The 11,445-nt window shown below is 70.0% G+C and carries 11 protein-coding genes and 1 tRNA gene; 9 read left to right on the top strand and 3 right to left on the bottom strand.

Annotation, left to right across the window (positions count from 1 at the left end; all coding sequences use genetic code 11):
• Positions 1–365 precede the first annotated feature (365 nt).
• Positions 366–1,310 (top strand): TAXI family TRAP transporter solute-binding subunit, encoded by a 945-nt coding sequence (locus AB0H87_RS29660; RefSeq protein WP_360152779.1) that lies wholly within the window; start codon positions 366–368, stop codon positions 1,308–1,310.
• On the opposite strand, the gene AB0H87_RS29665 is transcribed toward AB0H87_RS29660, so the two are convergent.
• Positions 1,266–2,657, bottom strand: a complete 1,392-nt coding sequence (locus AB0H87_RS29665) for a HAMP domain-containing sensor histidine kinase (RefSeq protein WP_360152782.1) — start codon at positions 2,655–2,657, stop codon at positions 1,266–1,268. The two genes, AB0H87_RS29660 and AB0H87_RS29665, sit on opposite strands and share 45 nt — an antisense overlap.
• Before the next feature lies 1 nt (position 2,658).
• Positions 2,659–3,315, bottom strand: a complete 657-nt coding sequence (locus tag AB0H87_RS29670; protein WP_360152785.1) for a response regulator transcription factor — start codon at positions 3,313–3,315, stop codon at positions 2,659–2,661.
• Positions 3,316–3,556: 241 nt separating this feature from the next.
• Here AB0H87_RS29670 and AB0H87_RS29675 point away from each other — a divergent pair.
• The 8 genes from AB0H87_RS29675 to AB0H87_RS29710 all read left to right on the top strand — a co-directional run bounded on the left by AB0H87_RS29675 (position 3,557) and on the right by AB0H87_RS29710 (position 10,651).
• Positions 3,557–3,630 (top strand) — tRNA-Pro (locus AB0H87_RS29675).
• Positions 3,631–3,725: 95 nt separating this feature from the next.
• A complete protein-coding gene (gene tig, locus AB0H87_RS29680) occupies positions 3,726–5,060 on the top strand; it encodes a trigger factor (RefSeq protein ID WP_360152788.1) in 1,335 nt (444 codons plus the stop codon).
• Between the two features lie 100 nt (positions 5,061–5,160).
• Positions 5,161–5,802: an ATP-dependent Clp protease proteolytic subunit gene (locus AB0H87_RS29685; protein WP_203708700.1), complete on the top strand. Its 642-nt coding sequence runs from the start codon at positions 5,161–5,163 to the stop codon at positions 5,800–5,802.
• A gap of 11 nt (positions 5,803–5,813) precedes the next feature.
• Positions 5,814–6,476: an ATP-dependent Clp protease proteolytic subunit gene (locus tag AB0H87_RS29690; protein WP_203708702.1), complete on the top strand. Its 663-nt coding sequence runs from the start codon at positions 5,814–5,816 to the stop codon at positions 6,474–6,476.
• Positions 6,477–6,635: 159 nt separating this feature from the next.
• Positions 6,636–7,922: an ATP-dependent Clp protease ATP-binding subunit ClpX gene (gene clpX / locus AB0H87_RS29695; RefSeq protein ID WP_360152792.1), complete on the top strand. Its 1,287-nt coding sequence runs from the start codon at positions 6,636–6,638 to the stop codon at positions 7,920–7,922.
• Between the two features lie 4 nt (positions 7,923–7,926).
• Positions 7,927–8,730 (top strand): carbon-nitrogen hydrolase family protein, encoded by an 804-nt coding sequence (locus AB0H87_RS29700; RefSeq protein WP_360152795.1) that lies wholly within the window; start codon positions 7,927–7,929, stop codon positions 8,728–8,730.
• Positions 8,731–8,732: 2 nt separating this feature from the next.
• Positions 8,733–9,545 (top strand): class I SAM-dependent methyltransferase, encoded by an 813-nt coding sequence (locus AB0H87_RS29705; RefSeq protein ID WP_360152798.1) that lies wholly within the window; start codon positions 8,733–8,735, stop codon positions 9,543–9,545.
• Positions 9,546–10,078: 533 nt separating this feature from the next.
• On the top strand, positions 10,079–10,651 hold the full coding sequence (locus AB0H87_RS29710; RefSeq protein WP_360152801.1) for a suppressor of fused domain protein: 573 nt from the start codon (positions 10,079–10,081) through the stop codon (positions 10,649–10,651).
• Here AB0H87_RS29710 and AB0H87_RS29715 read toward each other — a convergent pair.
• Positions 10,648–10,866, bottom strand: a complete 219-nt coding sequence (locus tag AB0H87_RS29715; protein WP_360152804.1) for a hypothetical protein — start codon at positions 10,864–10,866, stop codon at positions 10,648–10,650. The two genes, AB0H87_RS29710 and AB0H87_RS29715, sit on opposite strands and share 4 nt — an antisense overlap.
• Between the last annotated feature and the right edge of the window lie 579 nt (positions 10,867–11,445).

An 11,445-nucleotide genomic window follows, 5' to 3' on the forward strand; every position in this document is an offset into this window, starting at 1 on the left:
GCCCGGCGCGCGCGGCCGTAAACCGCGGCCGCGGCGCCGGTGTCCGGCAGGGCCGTGTCGCCCCCCGACAGGATGGACGCCCCACGTGCCGGCGTCCCGATGGCGCCGCCGGACGCGGATCCGGGTGCCGGCCCGGACCCGAACTCGTACCCGGGACCTGTCAACGATCGAGGTCCCGCCGAGCGGCCCACCCCCGTACACCGGATCAGACAGGCCGCCTCGAAGATCGCGGGCAGTGACCGCATGGCCGGGTCCCCGTTGCTTGCGCGTTGCATGGCCATCGTCATCGCCTCCGCGTTCAGCGTGGCCTTTCCCGGCTTTCAGGGGGATGCGCGAGCCCCTTACTTGAGGAAAACTTGCGCTCCGTGCGGAGGCGGAAGCGAATACGGCAGGCCGGGGCGGCGTTCGTCGTCCTGCTGCTCGTCGCCGCCGGCGTCCACGGCGAGGGCAACCCGCCCGTCACCCACATCCGGATCGCCACCGGCAGCCAGACGGCCGTCTACTACGCGTTCGGCAAGGCGCTCGGCCAGCTCGTCGACGACAACCTGCCGGACACCGACGCCGAGGTGCTGGTCACGGCCGCCTCGGCCGAGAACGTGGACCTGGTCGAGACCAGACGCGCGGAGATCGGCTTCACCCAGGCCGACATCCTGGTCACGGGCGGCGCTCCGGTGGATCCGCGGGTGCGGGCGCTCGGCCGGGTCTACGAGGACCTGCTGCACCTGGTCGTCCCGAGCGACTCACCGATCGAGAAGCTGACCGACCTGCGCGGCCGGACGGTCGCCACCGGGGCACCCGGGTCCGGCACCGAGATCACCGTCGGCCGGCTCCTGGACGTCGCGGACCTCGACGGGCCCGACGCGATCCGGGCCCAGCGGTGGGGCCTCGACCAGTCCGCCGAGGCCCTGCGCGACGGCCAGATCGACGCCTTCTTCTTCTCCGGCGGCCTCCCGGTCAAGGCGATCGAGGACCTGAACAACAGCCTCAGCATCCGGATCGTCGACCTCGGCGACTGGGTGGTCCGGATGAGGGACACCTATTCGAAGGTGTACGTACGGCGAGAGGTCAATGACTCGGTGTACGACCTGCCGGCGGTCAGCACCCTCGCGGTGCCGAACTTCCTGGTCGTGCCGACCGACATGCCGGACGATCTCGCGTACGAGCTGACCCGCCTGCTGATGGAAAGGCACGAGGCGCTGGCCCGCGCCCACCCGGCGGGGGAGCGCTTCGACGTCCGCTCGGCGATCGGCACGATGCCGGTGCCGTTACACCCGGGCGCCGCCCGCTACTTCCGCTCGGTGAAGCCGTAGCCGCACCCGGGCCTCGAGCCCGCGCGGCCGCAGCGGCGCCAGCGTCAACGACCCACCGGACGCCTCGACCAGCACGGTCGCGATCGACAGCCCGAGCCCGGCGCCGTCGACGTTCTGGGTGTTCGGCGCCCGCCAGAACCGCCGCGTGGCCAGCCGGCACTGCTCGGCGGTCATCCCGGGGCCGTCGTCGCGGACCGTGACCACCACCCGGCCCGGCAGCGTGCTCACCGCGACCGCCACGTGGCCGCCCGGTCCCGCGAACTTGAGCCCGTTGTCGATCAGCGCGTCCAGCGCCTGGTCGAGCGCGGTGTCCGCGGCTTCGGCGCGGACGGGCGACGAGGGCACGGACGCGGTCAGCCTGACACCGCGCTGCAGGGCCATCGGCAGCCAGGCCTCGACCCGGGCCGCGACCAGCGCGCCGGCGTCGACGACGACCGGCGGCGTGCGGTCCCATTCGGCGCGGGCCAGCGCGAGGAGGCTGTTCAGTACCCGGGTCAGCCGGTCGGACTCCTCCAGCGCGAGGTGATGCTCGGGGCCGGCCGATTCCGGCAGCATGTCGCCGAGGCCCTCGACCCGCAGCCGCAGCACGGTCAGCGGGTTGCGCAGCTGGTGGCTCGCGTGCGCGACGAACAGCCGCTGCCGCTCGAGCGCGTCGGTGACGGTGTCGGCCATCTCGTTGAAGCTCGTGGTCAACCGGCGCAGCTCGGGCGGCCCGAGCGCGTGCGGCACCCGGGCCCGGCTGTCGCCGGCGGTGATCTCGTGCACGGCGGTGTCGAGCGACAGCACGGGCCGCAGCACCCACTGCGCCAGCCGCACCGCCACGACCATCGAACCCACGAGCGCCAGCAGGCCGACGATGCCGAGCACCACCCAGGCGAACAGCATCGAGCCGCGGGCCCGCTGGGTCGACGAGATGGTCAGCACGCTGCCGAGCACCGCGCCGCCCTCGTAGACCGGCACCGCCACCAGCAGCGGCGCCTCCTGCCAGGGCCAGACGTTGGTGGGTGAGCTGACCTGCCGGCCCGCGAGCGCGCCGCGGACGACGGTGTCCGTGACGATGCCCTCGCGGGAGCCGGCGTCGGTGACGACGTTGCGGTTCTGGTCGACGACGATCACCACGATCCCGTACAGCTCGTGGTAGCGGTCCAGTTCGGCGGTGACCGGCTCCAGGTCGCCGCTGCGCATGGCCGGGGCGACCAGCGCCGCGAACCGGGTCGCGTCGGCCAGCCGGTCGGCCAGCAGCGCCTGGGTCGTGCGCCCGCTCATCACCAGCCCCAGCGGCACCTCGAGCGCCAGCAGAACCAGACAGAGCAGCAGGAGGTACGTGGAGACGAGCCGGCGCCGCACGTCACTGCGCCTGCAGGCGGTAGCCGACGCCGCGCACGGTGCGGACCAGGTCGGGGTGCCCGAGCTTGGCCCGCAGGGAGGCGATGTGCACCTCGAGCGTGTGCCGGCCGGACCAGGTGGTCTGCCACACGTCGAGCAGGATCCGCTCGCGGGTGACGGCGACGCCCGGCTGGCGGGCCAGCGAGGCCAGGATGTCGAACTCCTTGCGGGTCAGCGAGACCGCGGCCCCGGCGACGCTCACCTCGCGGGCGGTGAAGTCGATCCGCAGCGGCCCGATCTCGCGGGTCTGCCGGGCGGCCACGCCGCGGGCGGCCCGCCGCAGCAGCGCCTCGATCCGCAGCTGCAGCTCGGCCATCGAGAACGGCTTGACGACGTAGTCGTCCGCGCCGACCCGGAAGCCGTTGACCTTGTCGCGCTCGTCGGAGCGGGCGGTGACCGCGATGATCGCCAGGTTGTCGTCACGCGTGCGCAACGCGCGGCACACGTCGATGCCGTCCCCGTCGGGCAGGCTGAGGTCGAGCAGCACCAGGTCGCACGGCGCGGCCTCGACCGCGGCCTTGGCGGTCGCCGCGTGCTCGACCTGGTAGCCGCGGCGCACCAGCATCGACTTCATGACGGACGCCACCCGCAGGTCGTCTTCTACGAGCAGAATGCGCATGGCTCCGCCTCCTCCCCGTGCGGTTTCCGCGCATCCTAACGGCAGGGGCGGCGTGAAAGGGTCGCCCAACCGACCGCGGACCTGGCTCGACGCGGAAGCGAGTTTGTCCGGCGGGAGCGACGGTCGCGCCCACCGCGGACCCGGGCAATAGGGTTTGTCCGGTTTATCTGTCACCCACCGTGCGGGAATGGGACGCCGGGCGCGGACGGTGCGCCCGTACCGCATAGACTTCGGTTCGCCACGGGGTGTGGCGCAGCTTGGTAGCGCACTCGCTTTGGGAGCGAGGGGCCGTGGGTTCAAATCCCGCCACCCCGACTGTGATCGCCAAGGCTGCTGCCTACGGCAGTCGGCCGGGGCGCGCCTACACTCGGGGCTGATCACCCCAAAAAATCATTTCGAGGAGTACGCCTGTGAAGAGCACCGTCGAGACCCTGAGCCCGACCCGGGTGCGGCTCGCCATCGAGGTGCCGTTCGTCGAGCTCGAGCCGAGCCTCCGCAAGGCGTACCGGGAGATCGCCCAGCAGGTGACCGTGCCCGGCTTCCGCAAGGGCAAGGTGCCGTCCGCCGTGATCGACCAGCGGGTCGGCCGTGGTGCCGTGCTGAACGAGGCCGTGCAGGAGGCGATCCCGGAGAACATCGTCGCCGCCGTCCGCGAGCACGAGGTGAAGACGCTCGGCCGCCCCGAGGTGGAGATCACCGAGTTCGGCGACGGCGAGCCGCTGAAGTTCACCGCCGAGATCGACGTGCGTCCGGAGATCAACCTGCCCGACCTGTCGACCATCGAGGTCACGGTCGACGAGCTGCAGATCGGCGACAGCGAGATCGACAGCCAGGTCGAGGCGCTCCGTGAGCGGTTCGCGACGCTGAAGACCGTCGAGCGGCCGGCGCGGGACGACGACTACGTCCAGATCGACATGAAGGCCACCGTCGACGGTGAAGAGGTGCCGGGCGGCTCCGCCACCAACATCTCCCACGAGGTCGGCAGCAAGCAGCTGCTCCCGGGCCTCGACGAGGTGCTGGTCGGCCTGTCCGCCGGCGACGAGACCTCGTTCAGCACGCAGCTGGTCGGCGGCGACTTCGCCGGTCGTGACGCCGACGTCGCGGTCACGGTCCGCACCGTCAAGGAGAAGCAGCTGCCCGAGTTGGACGACGACTTCGCCCAGCTGGCAAGCGAGTTCGACACCCTCGACGAGCTCCGCGAGGACCTGCGCAAGCGGGTGACCCAGGCCAAGCAGATCGAGCAGATCTACGCGGCCCGGGACAAGGCGCTCAAGCAGGTGGTCGAGGCCGCCGAGGTGCCGGCGCCCGAGGGCGTCGTCAAGGAGGAGGTCGAGCACCGCAAGCAGGCGATGGCCGACCAGCTCGAGCGGATCGGCGCGTCCTACGAGGAATACCTCGCGGCCGAGGAGAAGACCGAGGAGCAGATCGACACCGAGCTGTCCGACGCCGCCACCGAGGGCGTCAAGATCCAGCTCGTGCTCGACACCCTCGCCGACGCCGAGGACGTGCAGGTCTCCGACGACGAGTTCGGGCACGAGATCATGCACCGCGCCCAGCGCGCCGGGATGCAGCCGCAGCAGTACTACGACCAGCTCGTCCGGTCGGGTGCCGCCGGTGCCGTCTTCGGTGACGTGCGTCGCGGCAAGGCGCTGACCCTGGTGATGGAGCGGGTCAAGATCACCGACAGCGCCGGCAAGGAGATCAGCCTCGACCAGGTGCGCGAGGTCACCGAACACAACCACTGAGTCCGCCTGCGCTCTGAGCGAACACCGTCTCCGGCGGGAAGTCGCCGCCGGGGGCAGCGGTTAATGTCGGGCGTAGAACGGAAACGAGCGAGAGGCTGCCATGACCGATCTGCATATTCCAGCGACGCCCATCCGGGCGCACGAGGCGCGCGGCGACCAGCTCGCCGGCGGGCTCGACGACTCGGTCTACAACCGGCTGCTCAAGGAGCGCATCATCTTCCTCGGCAGCGAGGTTACCGACCAGGTGGCCAACCGCATCTGTGCGCAGCTGCTGCTGCTGGCCGCGGAGGACCCGGGCCGTGACATCAACCTGTGGATCAACTCGCCGGGTGGCTCCGTCTACTCCGGCATGGCGATCTACGACACGATGCAGTTCATCGACAACGACGTCTCCACGGTCGCGATGGGCATGGCCGCGTCGATGGGCCAGCTGCTCCTCTGCGCGGGCACCAAGGGCAAGCGCTACGCCCTGCCGCACGCGCGGATCATGATGCACCAGCCGTCCGGCGGCATGGGTGGCACCGCGTCCGACATCGCGATCCAGGCGGAGCAGATGCTCTACACCAAGCGGATGTTCCAGGAGCGGGTCGCCTTCCACACCGGCCAGGGCCAGGACCAGATCGAGGCCGACTCCGACCGGGACCGTTGGTTCACGGCGCAGGAGGCCAAGGACTACGGATTCATCGACAAGGTGATCACCGGAGCCGCACAGGTTCCGGAGGGCGCCGGGACTCTGGGCTGAGGAGGCCAACCATGACGGATCTGACGCTGCCTCCGCAGTTCGCTCCGGTGCACAACCGCTACGTGCTGCCCTCGTTCGTCGAGCGCACCTCGTACGGCATCAAGGAGTCGAACCCGTACAACAAGCTGTTCGAGGACCGCATCATCTTCCTCGGCGTCCAGGTCGACGACGCGTCGGCCAACGACGTGATGGCGCAGCTGTTGACGCTGGAGGGCACCGACCCCGACCGCGACATCATCATGTACATCAACTCGCCCGGTGGCTCGTTCACCGCGATGACGGCGATCTACGACACCATGCAGTACGTCCGTCCGGACATCCAGACGGTCTGCCTGGGTCAGGCGGCCTCGGCCGCCGCCGTCCTCCTCGGTGCTGGCACCCCGGGCAAGCGGATGGCGCTGCCGAACTCGCGGATCATCATTCACCAGCCGGCCACCGAGGGCGGCTACGGGCAGGGCTCCGACATCGAGATCCAGGCGCGGGAGATCCTGCGCATGCGGTCGCAGATGGAGGAGATCATCTCCCGGCACTCGGGTCGCCCGCGCGACCAGGTTTCCAAGGACGTCGACCGTGACAAGATCATGACGGCCGAGGAAGCTCGTGAGTACGGCCTGGTCGACACCATCCTGACCAGCCGCAAGAAGGGCCTCCTGGCGGCCGCTGCCGCCAGCTGACGCCGCTGTTGTCAGGGATCGGCCGGGTTTGGTTACACTGGCTGGTCCCTGACACACCCATTTTGGGGGTCGGAGATAGGGCCCCGAGCGGGTAACGTCGAGTTTGCACACAACCCCGGAGGCGGTCCGCCGCGGCCGACGAGCGCAGGGAGAACGTAGGTGGCACGGATCGGAGACGGTGGCGACCTACTCAAGTGCTCCTTCTGCGGTAAGTCGCAGAAGCAGGTCAAGAAGCTGATCGCAGGCCCTGGGGTCTACATCTGCGACGAGTGCATCGACCTCTGCAACGAGATCATCGAAGAGGAGCTGGCCGAGTCCGGCGAGGTGAAGTGGGAAGAGCTTCCCAAGCCGATGGAGATCTACCAGTTCCTCAACGGCTACGTGGTGGGTCAGGACCAGGCCAAGAAGGCGCTCTCCGTCGCCGTCTACAACCACTACAAGCGGATCCAGGCCGAGTCGCACTCCGGGTCGGGCAACGACGCCGTCGAGGTCGCCAAGTCCAACATCATGCTCATCGGCCCCACGGGCTGTGGCAAGACGCACCTGGCGCAGACGCTGGCCCGCATGCTCAACGTGCCGTTCGCGATCGCGGACGCCACCGCGCTGACGGAGGCCGGCTACGTCGGTGAGGACGTCGAGAACATCCTCCTCAAGCTGATCCAGGCCGCCGACTACGACATCAAGCGCGCCGAGACCGGCATCATCTACATCGACGAGGTCGACAAGATCGCCCGCAAGTCGGAGAACCCGTCGATCACGCGCGACGTCTCCGGCGAGGGCGTCCAGCAGGCACTGCTCAAGATCCTCGAGGGTACGGTCGCCAACGTGCCGCCACAGGGCGGCCGCAAGCACCCGCACCAGGAGTTCATCCAGATCGACACGACCAACGTCCTGTTCATCTGCGGTGGCGCGTTCGCCGGGCTCGATCGGATCATCGAGTCCCGCACCGGCCAGGGCGGCACGGGCTTCGGCGCCCGACTACGCGCGGTCTCCGAGCGGTCGACCGACGACGTGTTCAGCCAGGTCATGCCGGAGGACATGCTCAAGTTCGGCCTGATCCCCGAGTTCATCGGCCGGCTCCCGGTGATCACCAACGTCCGGTCGCTCGACCGCGAGGCGCTGGTGAAGATCCTGACCGAGCCGCGCAACGCACTGGTCCGGCAATACCAGCGGCTCTTCGAGCTCGACGGTGTGGAGCTCGAGTTCGAGCCCGCGGCACTCGAGGCGATCGCCGACCAGGCCATGCTCCGCGGCACCGGCGCCCGCGGCCTGCGGGCCATCATGGAAGAGGTGCTCCTCTCCGTGATGTACGAGGTGCCGAGCAACCCCGACGCCGCCCGCGTCCTGATCACCCGCGCGGTGGTCATGGAAAACGTCAACCCGACGATCGTGCCCCGCGAGTTCGCCGGCCGGCGCCGGCGGGACCGCGAGGAGAAGTCGGCCTGACGCGGTGCGGGTCGCGGTCTGCCAGCTCAACGCGCGTGACAACCGCGCGGACAACCTGAAGGTCGCGCGCACGCTCCTGGAGCGGGCCGCCTCCCTCGGTGCGGACGTCGCCGTCCTGCCGGAATACACGGACCATCTCGGGCCCGACCTGCCGGCGCCCGAGCCCGTCGACGGCGAGTACGGGTCGTTCTTCTCCGCCGCGGCGCGCGAGCTGGGGATGTGGGTGCACGCCGGCTCGTTCCACGAGACCGGGCCGGCGCCGTCGCACTCGTACAACACGTCGTTGCTGTTCGACCGCTCCGGCGCACTGGCCGCGACGTACCGGAAGATCCACCTGTACGACGTGGACATCCCCGGCAAGGTGTCCTATCTGGAGTCCGCGACGATCGCGCCGGGCACGACGACGTCGGTCGCGACCGTCGAGGGCGTGCCGTTCGGCCTGACGATCTGCTACGACCTGCGCTTCCCGGAGCTCTACCGTTCGCTGGCCCGCGACAGCGCCGCCCAGGTGCTGGTGGTGCCGGCCGCGTTCATGCTGCACACGGGCCGCGACCACTGGGAGGTCCTGCTCCGCGCGCGGGCGATCGAGAACCAGTGCTACGTGGTCGCGGCGGGCCAGATCGGCGACCACGAGCCGGGCCGCTCATGCTTCGGGCGCTCGATGATCATCGACCCGTGGGGCACGGTCGTGGCACAGGCCCCCGACGAGGTGACGGTCGTGGCGGCCGACCTCGACCTGTCGCGCCTGTCCCGGATCCGGCGGGAGCTGCCGTCGCTGGCCAACAGCCGACCGTTCTCCGTGGGCTGAGTTTGACGTCGACGTTCGACGCGCACGAGCGCGCGCAGTGGGCGGGTCGTGCGGTCGCGTATCGGGACAGCCTTGCCGCGCTGTGCGCGGGACCCGCGTCGGCGCTCCTGGACGCCGCTGGGGTGGTCGGCGGTGCGGTGGTGCTCGATGTGGGCACCGGTCCGGGGACGGTCGCTTCGCTGGCGGTCTCGCGGGGTGCCGCGGTGGTCGCGGTGGACGCGGAACCGAGCATGGTCGCGCTGGCGCGGGAGCGGGTCCCGGCGGCGGACGTCCGGGTGGCGGTGCTGCCGTCGTTGCCGTTCGCCGCGGGGTTGTTCGACGCGGCGGTGGCGAACTTCGTGCTCAACCACGTCGGTGATCCGCTGGCGGCCCTGACGTCGCTGCGGCGGGTGGTCCGCCCGGGCGGCCGGGTGGCGGTGACGATCTGGCCGCACCCACCACCGGTGGCGCAACGGCTGTGGACGGACATCTTCGCGGCCGCGGGGGTGCAGCGGCCGGCGGACCTGCCGCGCCTCGACGCGACGGCCGACTTCGCGCGGACTGTCGACGGGGTGTGCGGGCTGCTGCGCCTCGCTGGTTTTTCGGGCGTGCTGGGTTCGGAGTTCGCCTGGGTCCACGAGACGGCCGCAGAAGCGTGGTGGAACGGGCCGGCGGCGGGGATCGGCGCCACGGGCGCGGTGCTGTCGGCCCAGGACGCGCGGACCCGCACCCGGATCCGATCGCACTTCGACCACCTGACAGCGCCGTTCACGGTTGGGGACGGCCAACTCGCCCTCCCGACGGCCGCGGTCGTGGCGTCGGGCGCGGTGGAGTGAATCGCGCGCCGCGGGCGCGCCCACAATCGGGCATCACAACTGGGCCAGGTCGGTTTCCGGCGGAGGTCAACCGGGTCGGGCGCCTGGCGGTCCAGGTCGGCAACTTCCGTCGCAATGGTCGACCGGTCGGGGTACCTAGTTCGTCTGTGGCGGCTGCGAGGGGTGGCCTGCGGTGGTTCACAGGCCCGGGCGGTCACCAGATGCCTGCCTCGCAGCCGCGCGGTGGCAATGTTCGTTTACTGGGCCGATCTTGCACCCTGGCCGGTTCTCGCTCGGGACTGTGGGTTCGTCGGGAGTGGTGACGTGGCCCTAGGCGCTGGGAAATGTGCTGCGGCGCCGCCCGCCGATGTCTGGGTTGATGTGGCGCGAGCTGGTTGGTTCGCCGCCGTCGGGCATGGATCGCCGGCGCCTTGGCCGCGGCGAATACTGTCGCGATTGCGGGGCGGCGCAGGCGTCATGCTGTTCGCGTTGATCTGGGCGGCAACGGGGGCAAGGTTGCCGCGCGGCGCCGTGGGGCGGGATAGCTTCGGGCCATGGCCGGCCTGATCGAGCATCTGGAGTCGTACCTCGGGACCATCGCCGGCGGCAGTCGGGGCGACGACACGACGCCCGCGGGGGTGCAGGTCGCGTTCTTCGGGCCCGATGTTCCGTTCGCCGGCGTGACGACGGTGGTGACCGTGGGGCTCTGGCGGCGACACCTCACCGTGGCCGGCGCCGGGGCGGTGCATCAGGAGCTGATGATGCACGTGCCGAACGACGACTATCCGGCCCGCGCCGCCGGGCTGTTGTTCCAGGTGGCCGGCGAGCTCGTGCGCCGGCAAGCCGGCCTGCGGCACGGGCAGGTGATCGGGCCGGCGGGGCCCGTCTTCCCGGGAAGTCGGATGACCGCGTTGGTCGCGACGAACCCTGGCTACCTGCCCGAGTCGTTCGCCGTCTGCCGCACCGAGAGCGTGCCGATCGTGCTGACGTACCTGCTTCCGCTCACCGGTGGGGAGGCCGGCGTCGTCCGCGAGCGTGGGCTTCCGGCGCTGGAGCGGCTGTTCGTGGCCGAGGACCCGGACCTGACCGATCCGGGCCGCCCCGAGGTCCGGTTGACGGCGGGCTAGTTTCCGCCGGTCAGGTAGCTCAGCAGCGCGATGCCGACGACGGCGGCGCCGGTGACGAGCAGGGCGGTGGTCATCCGCGAGGGGCCGCGGGCCGCGAGGCGGTAGGCCGCCGCGCCCAGGGCGAGTAGGACGCAGAGGCCGATGACCAGTTGCCAGAACGGGAAGAGCATCCCGAGCAACGCGTCTTCGGCGAGGATCATCCTGCCGGCGGGCATGACCCACTCTTTCACACGCGTACGGGTGGCCACATGCGCCGCGACCTGCTGATCTAGACATGGACCGACCTTGATTTGCATTCCAGGGGCGATCCCACGTAACTTTCTCTCTGCAAGCGGAACACCGGACAAAACGACCGGGGGGAAGCAAGCACCGCTACCAGGGGATACAGGCTGGTGGGGTTCGGGCGGTGCGATCGACCGGCGAGGCCGGATTTGAGATCGCGAAGCCGACCGGGTAAAGTATCCAAGCCGGCAGGAGCCGGGCGGGAAGATCCGAGAGCCCCTCACGGGAGCCGCGGAGTCCGGCCGGTCTGCAGGATTCCTAGCAACAACCGGGAGCGGCTCTTCGCGCCCTAGTTGCGGGATCTCGGGCGAAGCGCAAGAAAGCCGAAAATACCGGCTTGACAGTGCGAAACCGACCGAGTAGGCTGGAGAAGTTGTGCCCCGCAGGGCGGGACCGAGAGATTCGGGCCTGAACTACGGTGTGTGTTTGTTCTTTGAGAACTCAACAGGGTGTTTGATAAGCCAGTGCCAATTGTGATTGTTTTTGGCATCCGTTAATTGGATTGCCGGGAC

Source organism: Asanoa sp. NPDC050611 (genome assembly GCF_040654855.1).
In the GTDB taxonomy this organism is placed as follows: Bacteria; Actinomycetota; Actinomycetes; order Mycobacteriales; family Micromonosporaceae; genus Asanoa.